Consider the following 15,072-nt stretch of genomic DNA (forward strand, 5'->3'; position numbering starts at 1 on the left):
AGCGCCATGCCTATTGCCCTGTTGCTGACCACCGCCGCTGCCACGGCCGTGGGCGCCGCCGCTCTGCACGCCGCTCACGGGCTGCGCAGGCAGGTCTCGGCGCTCCGGAAGGAGCTGGCCGACGGGCACGCCCGTACAGCCGCTGTACCCGCTCAGACCCGCAACGACACCACCTCCGCCGAAGAAATACGCGCGGCCGTCGCCGAGGCGCTGGCCGAGGAGCGCGAGCGGGAGCTCGCCGAGGCCCGCGCGTTCTGGGCCTCGCAGGAGGCCCGTGACGCCGCCGACGCCCCGTCCCTGCTGGGCGGGCTGGCCGGGCTCGGCGAGGACGCCCCGTTCTTCGTGCCCCGCCAGAGCGATTTCGCCGGTCTCGACGCGATGGACCTCGAAGCGGCCGAAGCCCTGGACGAGCTGACCGAGCTGGCGGAGCTGCCGGAGACGGAGTTCGCCGAGGACTCCCCCGAGCTGGCCGCGGCCCGCCGCCGCCACCCCTCGCACCCCGACTTCGTCCCCGTGCAGACGCCCGTGGTCACCGACCACGAGCGCACGGTGAACCGGCTGGAGGAGCTGGCCGACAGCCGCACGGAGCTGTCCGACGTGCGCCCGGGCCCGCTCGGCACGCTCGACGTGTACGTGTTCGCCGACGGCACGACGCTCTGCATGACCCCCGGCCACCGCGAGACGGCCGAGCGCCTGGCCGAGTCGCTGCGCGCGGGCGAGCACCCGGTGCTGCTGGGCGGCTCCGGCGTCTCGGGGGCGTACGCGCTGACGTTCTCGTGCGGCAAGGAGAACGTGTACATACTCGCCGACCGCGTCATAGCGAGCTTCTGAGCACGCGCCGACGTCGGTCCCCCGGTCCCCCGGGAGGCAGCCCCAGCGCTCCCTCCCCCGTGTGCCGCGCGCCTTACTCGAAAGCCCGCGCGGCCGCTTCCTCGACGCATCGCACGGCCTCGTCCAGCTCCTCGGACGGGGCCGTTTCCAGTGCCACGGCCAGGTCGCGGCCGGCGACGGCGAGCTGGTCGCCGACGGCGAACACCCCGGCGTCCGGCATGATCCTGGGCTCCCGGCCGGGCTCCTCGGCGCGCTGGGCCCGCGCCGACAGCTCACGCGCGAGGGCGAGGCCCCGGGCCGCCGCCCCCCGCTGCAGCCTGCTCTGCGGGGCGGCGCGCAGCCGGTCGGCGAATCGGTCCACGGCGATGATCAGGGGGGTCGTATCGAGCACCCCGCGACCCTATCGCCGTACGCACGGAAGCGGCCCGTGGCCTCCGGAGGGAGACCACGGGCCGCTTCGGGTCCGCAGGGCCGGTCAGTCGTCGCCGCTGAGGATGGAGAGCAGGCGCAGCATCTCCAGGTAGATCCACACCAGGGTCATGGTGAGGCCGAAGGCGGCCAGCCAGGACTCCTCGCGCGGGGCGCCGTACGCGATGCCGTCCTCGACCTGCTTGAAGTCGAGGGCCAGGAAGCAGGCGCCCAGGATGATGCCGATGACACCGAAGAGGATGCCGAGGCCACCGCTGCGGAAGCCGAGGCCGTCACCGCCGCCGAAGGCGGCGAACAGCAGGTTGACGGCCATCAGGAGCAGGAAGCCCATGGCGGCGGCCATCACGAAGCCGTAGAACCGGCGGGTGACGCGAATCCAGCGCATCTTGTACGCGAGCAGCACACCGGCGAAGACACACATGGTGCCCATCACCGCCTGCATCACGACGCCCGGCCCGATGTACGTGCTGACCGCGCTGGAGATGACGCCGAGGAAGACGCCCTCGAAGGCGGCGTACGCGAGGATCAGCGCGGGTACGGGCTTGCGCTTGAACGACTGGACGAGCGACAGCACGAACGCGATGAGCGCGGCGCCGATGGCGATGCCGTACGACTTGCCGAGGTTCGCCTCGTCCACCGGCAGCAGCGCCCAGGCGAGCGCGGCACCGAGCACGACCGTGCCCAGCGTCATCGCGGTGCGGGTGACGACGTCGTCGATCGTCATCGCGCCGGTGCGGGCCGGCGCGGGGGCGCCCGTGGGCGCGTAGGGGTTCGTCGCGTACGGGTTCGGGGCGGTGCCCTGCGCGTACGGGTTGGCACCCGCTGCGGGGGCCCCGGCCTGCGGCGCCGCGTTGAAGCCCGCGTAACCGTTGTCGCGGCTGAAGCCCCGTCGCGAGAAGACCGGGTTGCTGCTCCTCATCTCACTCCTCCATGGCCACCCAGCGTGGCCTTCCCACAAGGGTAATGGGTAGGCAAAGCAATCGTCCTAGTGCCGAAGGAGGATCTTTCCCCGAACGGACCGGCCGTGCGCGGTCACCCTGCGGCGCGTCCGCCCGCTTCCCGGGCCGCGTCCTCCACCCGTTCCCGGTGACGGCGCCACCATGCCTCGTCACCCGGCGCCATGTCCTCGCCGCCCTTCCGCAGCCCGGCCGTCCCGTCGATCAGCTCCCGGACGACGTCGGCGTGCCCGGCGTGGCGCTGGGTCTCGGCGACGAGGTGGACGAGGATGCGGTGGAGCGACAGCCCGGGGCCGTCCCGCCCGTCCTCCCCGGGGAGCACGCCCACGGCGTCCAGCCCGAACGCCTCGACGGTCGCGTCGGAGTGCGCCCACACGCGGCGGTACCGCCCCACGACCTCCTCGCGGGACTCCCCGGCCGTGGCCCACAGGTCGGCGTTCGGCTCGGCGCCCCCGGCGATCCACAGGGCCGGCGCGTCGACGGGTCGGCCGAAGGCGGCCCCGAGGTAGAACGCCTCGGCCCCGGTCACGTGCTTGACGAGCCCGAGCAGGTTGGTACCGGTGGGGGTGAGGGGGCGCCGTATGTCGTATTCCGACAGCCCGTCGAGCTTCCAGAGGAAGGCGTCACGGGCGTCCTGGAGGTAGAGCCGCAGGTCGTGCTTGAACTGATCCGCATCCGTCATGCGTACAACCTGCCGGTAGGAGGGCCCGGGGCCCGACCGGGTTTCTCAGCCCGTGGACGTCCACCGCTCCATCACGGCAACGAGCCGCCCCGCAGATCTGCCGGTACCGGGTCTGTCGGCCGCACCGGGGCGGCTCGTACGGTCAGCGGCTCACCGACCGACACGGGAGGGCCGGATGAAGGCCGTCATGTTCCTGCTGGCCTTCGCCGCACTGCATCTGCTGGGGCTGGCCCTCGCCACGAACCACCGCGGGTTCGCGCGGTACGTCCGGGACACCTGGCTGAACCCGGTCCACTTCACGCCCCGCGAGCTCCGCCGCATCCGCCGCCGCAACGGCATCGAGCACCCCGCGTTCCACCACTACGTGCACGCGCAGGACCGACTCCGGAACCTGCGCATCATGGGCGCGCTGCACGCGGCCCTGGGCCTGGCCGGCGTCGTGGGGGTTGCCGTTTCCGTGGTTCGGGGGTGATCGTTCCGGGTACCTGGGGGGTCGGGATCTGGTACGCGATGGTGCCCGGAACCGGACTCGAACGGACCCGCGCAAGCCTCTGACCAGGCATTTCGCTGTTGACCTGCCCTGTTCTTCCCGTCCGTTCCCGTTCCGTCCCGTCCACACCCGTTCCTCCGCGCACCCGTGCGCCCGTGGGCGCACGGGTGGTTGGCGGCGATTCGACGGAAACGCCCGGCTGCCCAAATCTCGTCGCTCTGCCCCGGCAGGGCAGGCAAGCGGGTCCATCAGCGACCGTTCACATACGTCATCGCGCGCTCGTCCCGCCTGTGGCCCGTCGCAGACTCCGCGAGGGCGGTCTCAGCCGGCCAGATGTGGGGCGGACACGGCGGCACGAAGTTCTCGTACGCCGGTGGCCCGAGGGTGGCGTTGCGCCAACTCGGTCACGATGCTGCGGATGGCGGGCCGGTCCCTCACCTCACCAGGACTCGCACGGTGGGCGTCGAGGAGAGCGCTGGCGGTCTGTGCCGGGCGCCCTTAGGCCCACCAGGCGCGGGCCATGTCGGTCCCCAGTCGCGCCTTCCGCTCCGCCGTGGCGAAGTGCTCGGGCCGCAGGTTCCGCCCGGCCTCCAGCGCCGCGCCCGCGTCCCCCAGGGCCCAGTGGACCCCGACGGTGTAGAGGTCCACGGCCGCTGGGCTGATCGGGAAGAGACGGCCGGCGGGCGCGATGACCGGCAGTCGGCGTGCGGCGTGCCGGGCCTCCTCGGCCATGGCCAGGGCTTCGGTGCGTCGGCCGCCTCGGGCGGCGGTGTAGGCCAGTGTGCACAGCATCTGCGCGTAGGCCGAGGATGCCGCGTCGGTCCGCAGCCCCGTGGACTCCACCCGGGCCGCGGCCGACTCCATGAGGGTCTGGGCTTCCTCGCCCCGGTCCTGGTGGCGGAGCACGATCGCGAGCTCGCGGGAGGCAGCGGCAGCGGCGAGCGGGGACCCGGACACCTCAGCCCAGGTACGCGCGCGGTCGGCGGTGAGGCGGGCCTGCTCGTACGAACCGAGCTTGATCAGCAGGGCGGCGCTCAGGCTGTAGACCGAGGACAGCCGGGCCTGATCCAGCTCGCGGCGCGAGGAGGCAGCGGCGTGCCCGTCGGCCAGAAGGCCCGGCAGCAGCCCGAGGAGCTGCGTGTGGGCGCCTTTGTCGTACAGGTCCCGAGCGGAGGCCACGCGGGCGTCCAGGGCACCCCGGCCCGTGGGCGGCGGGGTGTCCGGTAGGGCGCGATCCATGCCGAGCAGCATGGCGGCCGGGACGGTCGCCGTGGCGGCGAGCAACGAGCGGCGGCGCATCGGGTCCTCCTCGGCGTGCGGACTGGCCGACACTCTAGTGCTGGCCGGTTCGGATCGAGCCGGGGGCGCCAGAGAACTCACCAGGACGTGTTGAGGAATACCGACCGTGGACGCGGCCCGGTGAATGAGCGTCAGGTCGGTGACCTGGGTGCGGCGTTCCATCCGTGAGACCGTCGCCGCCGAGCACCCCAGGTGCTCGCCGAGTTCCGCGAGCGTCCATCCTCGGTGCTCACGGCCTAGCCGCACGAGACCGCCCGGTTGACGCCGAGCGACTAACTCCCTGACCTTCGCGCTGTTCCAGAGCGGGTCACCGGGCACTGGCCCCTCCCCTGCTACACGACCGGGGGCCACCACGGTACGGGCGCGGGACGGCACCCGTCGAGACCGCTTGCAGGATGTGCAAACGGCTTGCGAGGAGAGCTAGTTGCTCACTGTCGGCGCGCCGGGTGCGGTGTTCTCGTTACATCGCCCCGCACCCCCGTGGGGCACCGCCCAAAGGAGGCACCATGGCAACCGCAACCCCCGTCGCCACCAACCCAGTGACCGGCCCGGCCCGCGACCCGCGCCGCATCGTGCCGGCCGACCTTTGGGGCAAGCAGGTCGGCCTGCTCATGCGGGACTACCCCTACGACTCCGTCATGGCAGCCCGCGTCCTCGGCCAGGGGTACGCCTACCTGCTCACCGCCATGCACCACCGGGGCGAGGGTCTGGGGCTCGCCCCGAGCAAGCTCGTAGACGTCGGCGTTCACACGATCATCCTGGACACCGTCGCCTACGCCGAGCTGTGCGCCACGCACAACGGCGGGCACTTCCTGCACCACGTGCCGCTGGTCGAGATGAAGGACGACGGGTCGGTCATGAAGACCGCCCACCTCGTCGCCCGCGCCGGCTGGGAGGTCGACCTCCCCCTGTGGGAGGACTCCAGCACCTGCGGCCCCTGCCACCCGGGCAACGACTCGCACTGACATACGCACCTCACCCTCGGGGGCCCGAACTCACCGGCCGGGCCCCCGAGTCACGCCCGGGTGACATTCATCCGAACCGGCAGAAGCCCGCTCGTGGCACCGCCAAGATGGCCCGGGTGACGACCACAGACCTATGGCACCACTACGGCCGCGTACGCGCCGAACAGGACCACGCCCTCCCCGACTGCTTTCACTGGGCCTGGGGCCAGACCAGCGGGCCGGGCCCGGAGATCCTCGGCGACATCACCGGCAGAACACTCGCGGACCTCGGCTCCGGCGCCGCACGCCACGCCGCTCACCTGGCTGTGCACCACGCCCCGGAGCGCATCGACGCGGTGGACGCCTCGCCCGCGCAGCACAGCATGGCCACTGCCCTCTACGCCACGCTCACCCCACGCCTGCGCCTCGTCCACCAGGACGTCGTCGCCCACCTCCGCGCGAACCCGGGCGCCTACGACGTGCTGTACAGCGTCTTCGGGGCCGTGGACTTCACCGACCCTCACATGCTGTTCCCGGCGGCCGCCGGTGCTCTCCGGCCGGGCGGCAGGCTGGTCTTCTCCACCCTCGCCCACTACCTGACCGGCGCGCCCGCACAGCCGGACTTCACTGCCGCTGACGTACCGGCGAAGACCCCGGACGGTGAGGCCGCGACCATGCGCCGGTGGGTCCTGCAAGAGCACGTCTGGACGAAGGCTCTGGACGAAGCCGGCTTTGCCTCGATCCGAGTCACGGAGGTGCCTGCCGGCGAAGGCCCCCGGCCTGCCGCCACCCTTATCGTCTCGGGCGAGCGTCCTGCTGCCTGATGGCGGAGGAGCTGCCACCCGTCCGAGGCGGGCAGCAGCGCCGTATCGTCTTCCCGGCCCCCTTGTCGCCGAGGGTGAGGAGGGTCGCGTCGTCGTCCGGCCGTACGACTGCGGAGGAGTGGAGGCCGAGGGCCTTGCGGAGTGTGGAGAGCACGGTCCCGGCCGGACCGCAGCGGGTACGGCCGATGCCGTCCCGGATCAGTGCCGGCCGTTCCCGCAGGGATTCGGTGACCGTTCGCATCGGGACCGTGATCGGCTGGTCGGCGATGCTCGTGGTCGACGCGCACACGAGCGCGCGGTCTCCGTGCTCGCCGACCGCGTGCCCGGACACCAGCGAGGGCGGGACCCTGACGATCTGCGCCGGCGTCAGTCGGTAGCGGGCGGAGTCCAGGTTCGACCCGATGCCGAAGACTCGGCTGCAACCGGACACTTCGCCGAAGGGACGGGCCATCAGGTCCACGGGGTTCGTGACGACGAGGGCGATCCCGCCGTACCCGCGCGGCTCCTCGCCGAGCGCCGGGGCGTTCGTCGCCGACCCGCCACGGCGGATGTCCTGGGCGGCCGTGTTCGTGAAGCGGGCCCGTAGAGCGATCACCACGGCGTCGCAGCCGGGCAGGTCGGGGCCGCAGCTCCGGCCCCGACCTGGGACCGCGGCCTGGAGGTGACCGCGAGGTCCTGGAGGTCCGCGACGAGCCCGCGCGCCTGGTGGTCCTGGCGGGACCCGACCAGGAGCCGGCCAGGTGACGCGGCGGCCACGAGCGCGGTGGCGACGCTCTGCCCGACCGCTCCAGCCTCGACGATCCCACCTACCGGGGCGGTCACCGGACACTTCCGGCGGCCGCCTCGATCTCCGCGAACGCCCTGCCAAGGAGCCGGGCGCCGGACATCGCCCCGACAAGGAAGGCGCTCACCCGGTCGACAACGCCGGCGACTGCGGGCCCGGCGCGACGAGCGACGCCTGATGCGTCGCCAGGGGAAGGACCGGCGGAGCCTGAGGCAGGTACTCAGGATGCTCTCGCGTTCCGCTCCCCGGGAGGAGTTGAGGAGTGACAGAGCGGCAGCCAGAGGAAATGGTGATGCGTGAATGCCGCTGAGGCTCTGGTGTCCATTGAGGACGACGCCGGTGTGCGGAGGCCATCAGTAAGGCTCTGAAGTACTGGGGCGAGAGCAGCGCCAGGCTCAGGGAGACTATGTCTTTCGTCAAGGCAACAACCCTGTCGGGTTTGGGGTGGTTCGAGCTTGCTGGGGTTATGCGGCGAGCTCGATGTCTTTCGGTGGCCTGGATTCGTAGAAGGTGCCGTCGCGGAGCATGGCGAACAGGACGCCGATGCGCTGGCGGGCGAGGCGGAGGAGGGCCTGGGTGTGGGCCTTGCCGCGGGCTCGTTGCCTGTCGTAGTGGGTGCGGGAGGCGGGGTCGGCGTTCATGCAGGCGAACGCGGACAGGAACATCGCCCGTTTGAGCTGCCGGTTGCCGCCTCGGGGTGCGTGTTCGCCGTGGATCGAGGTCCCGGACTGTTTGGTGGCGGGGGCCAGGCCGGCGTAGGAGGCGAGGTGGGAGGACTCCTCGAAGTCCCACCCCCACCGCCCCTGCGGGCCATGGACGTCCGCCGAGCTTGCCAGCTCCGTCCCGTCCGGGAGTACACGGCCGGCCCCATGAACGGGAGGCCACTGCTGACCATGTTCGTTGACCGCGTCGCGGAACACCTCGGCGGCCGGCTCGTCGTCGAAGCGCTCTGTCTGCACGGGCGCCTCACGCCCTCCGCCCAGCCGCCACTTCACCCGGTAGCTGGTGACCTCACCAGCCTTGTTCTTTCGGGGGTGCGCGCTCGCCGTGGACGGACAGTAGCGATGTCTTCCCGCAGCGTTCCCGCCAATCGGGGAACACGCACGGGAAACCAGCCATCACCGCAGGTGAGGACACTTGCCGATAGTAGTGCCCGGAACCGGACTCGAACCGGTACGCCCCCGAGGGGCAGCGAGGTTTAAGCTCGCCGTGTCTGCATTCCACCATCCGGGCTTGGCGCGCGGCTCCGCGTTGGCACATGACCCTATCCGGGGGGCCCGGTGCGATCTGCCGAACAGTGGCTCGATGTTGTCTTATTTATCGATCTCTTGAGTCTCCGTCAGCGCACGTCGGAGGCATACCCACATGCCCGGGCAAGATGGCGGCAGTGCGGGGGTGCCTGGCGAATTGACGGAAAGTCGCCGCACCGACACAGTCGATTCGCCAGGGGCGCGCCACTGATCGCCAGGGGCGCGCCACCTGGTGGCTGATTCTAGGTCGCGATCCGGTCGTTCACGCACCGCAGCACCGGGCGGGTCGCCAGCGCGGACGGGTCCTCCAGCACCGCACCTGTGACCCGGATCGTGGTGCTCTCGCCGGGGAGGAGCGTGACGAGCGCGGTGTCGGCCCCGGCGTCCGGGTGGAGGCGGTCGGGGAAGAGGCAGAGGTCCCGGAGAAGGGTCTCCGCCGTCACCTCGACGCGGTACGCGGGGGCCCCGGCGTCCCCGTCCTCCTCCGCCGTCACCGTCGCCCCGTAGCGCGCCGGCGGCAGGGCGAGGCGCGTGTCCTCCTCGAAGAAGTGCAGGGTCCTGGTGTCGTCCAGGCGGGCGGACAGGAGTTCGCGGGCCGGGTCGGCGGGCGTCGCGAGCGGGGCGGGCAGCGGGACGCTCGTCGTGGTGCGGGGTGCCGTGGTGACCGGCAGGGTCTCCTCGGCCAGGACCGTGCCGTCCAGGGCGTGCCGGGTCAGGCGGAGGGCGCCCGCCCAGGGGGCCGCCGTGTCGTTGACCAGGTGGACGGAGCCGTCGCGGACGGCGATCAGCCGGTCCTCGTACACCGACCGCAGCGCGTGCCAGAGCGGCTTGCGGCGGCCGTCACCGTCGACCGCCGACCAGGAGACGACCGGCCAGCAGTCGTTGAGCTGCCAGACGATGGTCCCCATGCAGTACGGCGCGTGGGAGCGGAAGTGGCGGATGCCGAACGCGACGGCGCGGGCCTGGTTGAGCTGGGTGAGCCAGTGCCAGTCGTCGAAGTCCGTGCCGGGCTGCGGCAGGTGGTCCCCCAGGCCGCGCAGCAGCTTGGCGGCACCGTCCGCGGCCTTCTGGTGGTGGGCCAGCAGCGGGGCGTCCGGGGTGAGCGGGCCGCTGATCGCGCGGCGCAGAGTCGCGTGGGCGGGCGGGCCCTGGAAGCCGAACTCCGCGACGAAGCGCGGCACCCGGTCGGCGTACGCCCGGTAGTCGGCGCGGTTCCACACGTCCCAGATGTGGATCGTGCCCCGCTCCGGGTCCTGCGGGTGGGCGTCGGGGCTGCCGGAGTAGGGCGAGCCCGGCCAGTACGGGCGTGTCGGGTCGGTCTCGGCGACGATCCCGGGCAGCAGCCGGTGGTAGTAGCCGTGGCCCCAGGTGCGGTCGCCGAGCTCCTTCTGCCAGCCCCAGTCGGCGTGTCCCTCCAGGTTCTCGTTGTTTCCGCACCACAGGACGAGGGAAGGGTGCGGGGCCAGCCGGGTGACGTTCTCACGTGCCTCGGCCGCCACCTCGTCCCACAGCGGCTGCTCCTCCGGGTACGCGGCGCAGGCGAACGGGAAGTCCTGCCAGACCAGGAGCCCCTTCTCGTCGCACAGCTCGTAGAAGTCGTCGCTCTCGTAGAGCCCGCCGCCCCACACCCGGACCAGGTTGACGTGGGCGGCGACGGCCTGGTCGAGGCGGTCGGAGAGCTGCTGCCGCGTCAGGCGGGACGGGAAGCAGTCCTCGGGAATCCAGTTCACCCCGCGTACGAAGACCGGCTCGTCGTTCACCGAGATCCGGAACGCCTCCTGTTCGAGCGCGACGGCCCGGAACCCCGTGCGGAGGCGGCGGACGTGGTCGCCGACGCGGACCTCCACCTCGTACAGCGGCTGCTCGCCGTGGCTGTGCGGCCACCAGGGCTCGGCCTGCGGGACCGAGAGGCTGACGGCCGCGCGGCGCTCGTCGGCCCCGACGACGAACACGGCTGCCGCGCCGACCACGCCGACCGAACCCGAGACCGGTTCGAGGCCGTCGTGCTCGATCTCCAGCTCGGCGGTCAGGAACGGCACGCCCTCCGGGTCCAGATCGGGCAGCAGCTTCACGGACGCGAGGCGCGGACCGCTCCACGTCTCCAGGGCGACCGGGCGCCAGATGCCGGAGGTGACCAGCGTCGGGCCCCAGTCCCAGCCGAAGTTGCAGGCCATCTTGCGGATGAAGGCGTACGGCTCCGTGTACGCGCCGGGGCGGTCGCCGAGGCGGTCGCGGAGTTCCTCGGCGTAGGCGTAGGGCGCGGTGAAGATGACGTCGAGGGTGTTCTCGCCCTCGTTCAACGACGCGCGTACGGGAAAGCGGTACGACCGGTGCTGGTTCGCCGTCCGGCCGATCTCCGTGCCGTTGAGCAGGATCGTGGCGACCGTGTCGAGGCCGTCGAAGCACAGGTCGGCGTGGTCGTGGCCGTCGGGCGTCCAGTCGAAGGCGGTGCGGTACGCCCAGTCGGTACGGCCGATCCAGCCGAGCCGGGTCTCGTTGTCGTCCAAGTACGGGTCCTCGATGAGCCCGGCGGCCAGCAGGTCGGTGTGGACGCAACCGGGGACGGTGGCGGGGATGCCGTCGGGAATGCCTCCTGTGGGGAGCCCGGAAGGCACGGGTCCGGCCGGGCGGAGCGTCCAGCCGTCGTGCAGGGGCAGGTGGCGAAGGGTCACGCGGGGGTCCTTCCGCAGTCGGGGAGCTGGGCGCAGGCGACGAAGTGGTCCGGTTCGGTCTCGCGCAGGTCGGTGGTGGCCGCCTCCGGCCCCCCGGGCGGGCCGCCGCCCGCCTCGTGGAACGCGCAGGACGTCACCGGCTCCGGCGGGTCCCACGGCTGGTTGAGGCGGGGCACGGCGGCGAGCAGGGTGCGGGTGTACGGGTGGAGGGGATTGCCGAACACCTTCCGGGTGTCACCGCGTTCGACCACCCGGCCCCGGCGCAGCACCACCGTCTTCTCCGCCAGGTAGGTGCCGAGCGCGAGGTCGTGCGTGATGTAGAGGACGCCGAGTCCGCGCTCCTTCAGCCCGGCCAGGAGGTTGAGGACGTCGATGCGGGTGGAGGCGTCGAGCATGCTGGTGATCTCGTCGGCGACCAGGAAGCTCAGGTCGAGCAGGAGGGCGCGGGCGATGAGCAGGCGTTGCAGCTGGCCGCCGCTGAGCTGGTGCGGGTAGCGGCCGAGGACCTGCGCGGGGTCGAGCCGCACATCGCGTACCGCCTTCTCGACGCGGTCGGCCCACTCCGCGTCGCGGACGCCCGGGTGGTAGGCGCGGCGGACCAGGTCGAAGACGCGGTCGGCGCGGAAGACCGGGTTGTAGCAGGAGAAGGGGTCCTGGAAGACGCCCTGGACGCGGCGGTAGAAGTCCTTGCCGGGCCGCACCCGCTGCCCGTCCAGGGTGAGGGTGCCGGAGCTGACGCCGGTGAGGCCGAGGATCATCCGGCCGATGGTGGACTTGCCGCTGCCGCTCTCGCCGATGAGGGAGACGACCTCGCCGGGCGCGGCGGTGAAGGAGACCCGGTCGACGGCGGTGACGGAGCCGCCGCCGAACGCCCCGGCCCGGTAGGTCTTGGTGACGTGGTCGAGGGTCAGCATCAGGCCTTCCAGCATGCGACGGAGTGGCGGGGGGCGATCTCGATCACCGGGGGCTCCTCGGCGCAGCGCTCGTCCGCGACGGGGCAGCGGTCGCGGAAGCGGCAGCCGGCCGGGGGGTTCAGGAGCGAGGGCGGGGCTCCGGCGATGCCCGTGAGGGGCCGGTCGGCGTGCCGGGCCCCGACCTCGGGGAGCGCGCCGAGCAGGAGCTTGGTGTATGGGTGGCGGGGCGCGGTCGTCAGGGTCTTCGTGGGCGCCTTCTCGGCGAGCTTGCCCGCGTACATGACCATGATGGAGTCCGCGATGTGCGAGGTGAGCCCGAGGTCGTGGGTCACGAAGATCATGCTGGTGACCAGGCCCTTGTCGCGCAGCCCGGTGAGTGCGCCGACGACGGCGCGCTGGGTGGAGACGTCGAGCGCGGAGGTGACCTCGTCGGCGATGAGGACGGACGGGTCGAGCAGGGTGGAGATCACCATGACGGTGCGCTGCTTCATCCCGCCGGACAGCTCGATCGGATAGCGGTCCAGGACGTCGTGGTCCAGGCCCACCAGGTCGAGCCTGCGGTGCAGTTCGGCGGTGTCCACGCTCGCGCCGCGCGACGCGAGCAGCTCGCGGATCATGCGGCCGATGCGGCGGGTCGGGTTGAGGGCGCTCATGGAGTACTGCGGGACGAGCGAGATCCGGTGGAACCGGAAGGCGTTCATCGCCCGGTCGTCGGCCACGGGCACGTCGTCGCCGTCCAGCGTGACGGTGCCGCCCGCGTGCCGCATCCGGCCGTCGAGGCGGATCAGCGACTTGCCGAGCGTGCTCTTGCCGCACCCGGACTCGCCGGCGAGGCCCAGGATCTCCCCGTCGGCGAGGTCGAAGGAGACGCCGTCCAGGGCCCGCACCTCACCGCGCAGGGTGCGGTAGTGGACCCGGAGGTCGGTCACGGTCAGGGTCATGCGCTCAGACCTCCCTGCGATCGGTCGCGGTCATGGTCAGGCCTCCCGCAGCTTGGGGTTGAAGACCTCGTCGAGGCCGACGTTGGCGACGTACAGCGCTCCGACGATCGCGGTGATCCCGGCGCCGGGCGGGACGAACCACCACCACATGCCCAGCTGGAGGGCGCTCCACTGCTGGGCGCTCTGGAGCATCAGCCCGAGGGAGACGCCCTCGGTGGGGCCGAGCCCGATGAAGTCGAGCGAGGAGGCGATCAGGACCGAGCCGCCGAACAGCAGGATGAACATCATGAAGAGGTACGAGCTCATGTTGGGCGCGATCTCGCGGAAGATGATCCGCCAGGTGCCGCTCCCGCTGAGCCGGGCGAGGTCCACGAACTCGCGGGTCCGCAGCGAGAAGGTCTGCGCCCGGATGGCCCGCGCCGCCCACGGCCAGGAGGTGAGCCCGATGAACAGGCCCTGCACCGGCACCGAGCGCACCCCGAGGTACGCGTTGATGATCAGCAGCACGGCGAGCGCGGGCAGTACCAGGACGACGTTGGTGAGCATGTTGAGGATCTCGTCCACGGCACCCCCTCGGTAGCCGGCCAGGAAGCCGACGAGCATGGCGATCACGGCGGCGATGGCCCCGCCGACGACGCCGACCAGGAACGTCGCGCGCAGCCCGTGCACGAACTGGGCGTAGACGTCCTGCCCGAAGGTGGTGGTGCCCATCCAGTACGTGGAGTCGGGCGGCGCGGCCTGCGGGCCGACGTATTCGTTGGGGTCGGCGTTGTCGAGGAGCGGGGGGCCGATGATCCCGACGAGCAGGAGCAGCACGACGACGGTGAACCCGATGAGCAGCTTCGGGTTGCGGACGGCGTAGTGCAGCGTCTCGCGGCCGGGCCGGGCGGCGGGCGCGGAGGGCTCGGTGGCAGGTTCGGGCGCGGTGGCCGGTTCGGGCGCGGTGCTCATGACTGGCCTCCTGCCATGCCGGTGCGGGTACGGGGATCGACGACGACGTACACGATGTCGATGAGGAAGTTGGCGATCAGGACCCCGATGACGATGAACAGGAACGCGCCCTGGAGCAGGAAGAAGTCCTGGTTCTGGATCGCGGCGAGAATGAGCGAGCCGAGTCCGGGGTACGCGAAGACGATCTCCGTGACGAGCGCTCCGGCGACCAGGACGCCCAGTTGGAGGGCGAGTCCGGTGATCTGCGGGAGGACGGCGTTGCGGAAGGCGTAGCGGCGGATGAGGCGCTGGGGCGCGCCGAGGGCCGAGAGGTAGTTCGAGTAGTCCGACTCCAGCTCGTAGATGATCATGTTGCGCATGCCGATGGCCCAGCCGCCGAGCGCGACGAGGAACAGCGACAGGAACGGCAGCACCCAGTGCTGGAACAGGTCCGCCGCGAAGTCGTAGGACCAGGTGGGCTGGATGTCGAGGCTGTATCCGCCGGAGAGCGGGAACCAGCCGGCCTTGGAGCCGAGCGCCCAGGCGAGGATGACGGCGATCCACATGTAGGGCATGGCGGTGAGCAGGTAGCCGGCCGGGAGCACGGTGTTGTCGAGCACCTTGCGGCGGGCGGCGAGCGCCCCGGCCCAGTTCCCGACGAACCAGCTGAGCAGGACGGCCGGGATCATCAGCCCGAGGGTGTACGGGAGTGCGTCGAGCAGGACGTCGGCGACGGGTTTGGGGAACACCCAGATGGACAGGCCGAAGTCGCCCTGGAGGAGGGCGCTCCAGAAGTGCAGGTACTGCTGCCAGACGGGTTCGTCGAAGCCGAAGAGGTCGTTGTAATAGGCGCGCATGGCCTCGACGGCCTCGGGCTGCGAGACCCGGGCGCGGGCCACCATGGCGGCGACCGGATCGCCCGGCATGAAGCGCGGGATCATCCAGTTGACGGTGACGGCGACGACGAAGGTCAGCGCGTAGATGAGTAGTTTGCGGGCGAAGTAGCGGCGCAAGAGGGCTCCCCGGGGAGAGCCCCGCCGTGCGGGCTGCGGTCAGGTCGGCGCGCACGGCGGGGCGGTCGTGGAATGGGAGCGGCCGGCCGGGGGAAGGGCGCCCCCGAGGACCG

Annotated in this window: 14 protein-coding genes, 1 tRNA gene and 2 pseudogenes; 4 read left to right on the forward strand and 13 right to left on the reverse strand. The window is 71.7% G+C overall.

Annotated features, from left to right (window positions below; translation table 11 throughout):
• The first annotated feature begins 21 nt into the window (after positions 1 to 21).
• Positions 22 to 831 (forward strand): hypothetical protein, encoded by an 810-nt coding sequence (locus ACFUJY_RS23610; protein WP_383303213.1) that lies wholly within the window; start codon positions 22 to 24, stop codon positions 829 to 831.
• Positions 832 to 904: 73 nt separating this feature from the next.
• Here ACFUJY_RS23610 and ACFUJY_RS23615 read toward each other — a convergent pair whose 3' ends face one another.
• From ACFUJY_RS23615 to ACFUJY_RS23625, 3 genes are all read right to left on the reverse strand, one after another.
• Positions 905 to 1,222, reverse strand: a complete 318-nt coding sequence (locus ACFUJY_RS23615) for a hypothetical protein (RefSeq protein WP_383302885.1) — start codon at positions 1,220 to 1,222, stop codon at positions 905 to 907.
• Between the two features lie 84 nt (positions 1,223 to 1,306).
• Positions 1,307 to 2,179 (reverse strand): Bax inhibitor-1/YccA family protein, encoded by an 873-nt coding sequence (locus tag ACFUJY_RS23620; protein WP_383302887.1) that lies wholly within the window; start codon positions 2,177 to 2,179, stop codon positions 1,307 to 1,309.
• Positions 2,180 to 2,292: 113 nt separating this feature from the next.
• Positions 2,293 to 2,898, reverse strand: coding sequence for a DinB family protein (locus tag ACFUJY_RS23625; protein ID WP_383302889.1), 606 nt, complete (start codon positions 2,896 to 2,898; stop codon positions 2,293 to 2,295).
• Positions 2,899 to 3,073: 175 nt separating this feature from the next.
• Between ACFUJY_RS23625 and ACFUJY_RS23630 the strand changes: the two genes are divergently transcribed.
• On the forward strand, positions 3,074 to 3,370 hold the full coding sequence (locus ACFUJY_RS23630) for a hypothetical protein (RefSeq protein WP_383302891.1): 297 nt from the start codon (positions 3,074 to 3,076) through the stop codon (positions 3,368 to 3,370).
• Positions 3,371 to 3,709: 339 nt separating this feature from the next.
• Here ACFUJY_RS23630 and ACFUJY_RS23635 read toward each other — a convergent pair.
• Positions 3,710 to 5,005 (reverse strand): annotated as a pseudogene (locus ACFUJY_RS23635) (multiprotein-bridging factor 1 family protein).
• 188 nt (positions 5,006 to 5,193) lie between these two features.
• Here ACFUJY_RS23635 and ACFUJY_RS23640 point away from each other — a divergent pair.
• Together ACFUJY_RS23640 and ACFUJY_RS23645 are read left to right on the forward strand one after the other, a co-directional pair.
• Complete coding sequence (locus ACFUJY_RS23640) at positions 5,194 to 5,652, forward strand: hypothetical protein (RefSeq protein ID WP_383302894.1); 459 nt, start codon at positions 5,194 to 5,196, stop codon at positions 5,650 to 5,652.
• A 116-nt stretch (positions 5,653 to 5,768) separates the two neighbouring features.
• On the forward strand, positions 5,769 to 6,455 hold the full coding sequence (locus ACFUJY_RS23645; protein ID WP_383302896.1) for a class I SAM-dependent methyltransferase: 687 nt from the start codon (positions 5,769 to 5,771) through the stop codon (positions 6,453 to 6,455).
• Here ACFUJY_RS23645 and ACFUJY_RS23650 read toward each other — a convergent pair.
• From ACFUJY_RS23650 to ACFUJY_RS23690, 9 genes and pseudogenes are all read right to left on the reverse strand, one after another.
• Positions 6,424 to 7,053, reverse strand: coding sequence for a hypothetical protein (locus ACFUJY_RS23650; RefSeq protein WP_383302898.1), 630 nt, complete (start codon positions 7,051 to 7,053; stop codon positions 6,424 to 6,426). The genes ACFUJY_RS23645 and ACFUJY_RS23650 overlap by 32 nt on opposite strands.
• On the reverse strand, positions 7,047 to 7,277 hold the full coding sequence (locus ACFUJY_RS23655; RefSeq protein ID WP_383302900.1) for a hypothetical protein: 231 nt from the start codon (positions 7,275 to 7,277) through the stop codon (positions 7,047 to 7,049). Before ACFUJY_RS23655 ends, ACFUJY_RS23650 begins: the two co-directional genes overlap by 7 nt.
• Before the next feature lie 426 nt (positions 7,278 to 7,703).
• Positions 7,704 to 8,015, reverse strand: a pseudogene (locus ACFUJY_RS23660) (transposase); the annotation flags it as partial.
• A 374-nt stretch (positions 8,016 to 8,389) separates the two neighbouring features.
• Positions 8,390 to 8,472 (reverse strand) — tRNA-Leu (locus ACFUJY_RS23665).
• Between the two features lie 259 nt (positions 8,473 to 8,731).
• A complete protein-coding gene (locus ACFUJY_RS23670; RefSeq protein WP_383302902.1) occupies positions 8,732 to 11,161 on the reverse strand; it encodes a glycoside hydrolase family 2 protein in 2,430 nt (809 codons plus the stop codon).
• Positions 11,158 to 12,090, reverse strand: coding sequence for an ATP-binding cassette domain-containing protein (locus ACFUJY_RS23675; RefSeq protein WP_383302905.1), 933 nt, complete (start codon positions 12,088 to 12,090; stop codon positions 11,158 to 11,160). Before ACFUJY_RS23675 ends, ACFUJY_RS23670 begins: the two co-directional genes overlap by 4 nt.
• Positions 12,075 to 13,016 carry an ABC transporter ATP-binding protein gene (locus tag ACFUJY_RS23680; RefSeq protein WP_383302908.1) on the reverse strand — a complete coding sequence of 314 codons (942 nt, stop codon included), beginning with the start codon at positions 13,014 to 13,016 and terminating at the stop codon, positions 12,075 to 12,077. Before ACFUJY_RS23680 ends, ACFUJY_RS23675 begins: the two co-directional genes overlap by 16 nt.
• A gap of 36 nt (positions 13,017 to 13,052) precedes the next feature.
• The gene (locus tag ACFUJY_RS23685; RefSeq protein ID WP_383302911.1) at positions 13,053 to 13,967 is read right to left on the reverse strand and encodes an ABC transporter permease; all 915 of its coding nucleotides are present in this window, start codon (positions 13,965 to 13,967) and stop codon (positions 13,053 to 13,055) included.
• Positions 13,964 to 14,959 carry an ABC transporter permease gene (locus ACFUJY_RS23690; RefSeq protein ID WP_383302914.1) on the reverse strand — a complete coding sequence of 332 codons (996 nt, stop codon included), beginning with the start codon at positions 14,957 to 14,959 and terminating at the stop codon, positions 13,964 to 13,966. Before ACFUJY_RS23690 ends, ACFUJY_RS23685 begins: the two co-directional genes overlap by 4 nt.
• Positions 14,960 to 15,072 lie beyond the last annotated feature (113 nt).

The organism is Streptomyces sp. NPDC057249 (genome assembly GCF_042669245.1).
Classification (GTDB): domain Bacteria; phylum Actinomycetota; class Actinomycetes; order Streptomycetales; family Streptomycetaceae; genus Streptomyces.

Bases quoted from the DNA above. Each gene is read 5' to 3' on its own strand.
- ACFUJY_RS23620 (WP_383302887.1), bottom strand. From the start codon at position 2,179: ATGAGGAGCAGCAACCCGGTCTTCTCGCGACGGGGCTTCAGCCGCGAC.
- ACFUJY_RS23625 (WP_383302889.1), bottom strand. From the start codon at position 2,898: ATGACGGATGCGGATCAGTTCAAGCACGACCTGCGGCTCTACCTCCAG.
- ACFUJY_RS23630 (WP_383302891.1), top strand. From the start codon at position 3,074: ATGAAGGCCGTCATGTTCCTGCTGGCCTTCGCCGCACTGCATCTGCTG.
- ACFUJY_RS23640 (WP_383302894.1), top strand. From the start codon at position 5,194: ATGGCAACCGCAACCCCCGTCGCCACCAACCCAGTGACCGGCCCGGCC.
- ACFUJY_RS23675 (WP_383302905.1), bottom strand. From the start codon at position 12,090: ATGCTGGAAGGCCTGATGCTGACCCTCGACCACGTCACCAAGACCTAC.
- ACFUJY_RS23680 (WP_383302908.1), bottom strand. From the start codon at position 13,016: ATGACCCTGACCGTGACCGACCTCCGGGTCCACTACCGCACCCTGCGC.
- ACFUJY_RS23685 (WP_383302911.1), bottom strand. From the start codon at position 13,967: ATGAGCACCGCGCCCGAACCGGCCACCGCGCCCGAACCTGCCACCGAG.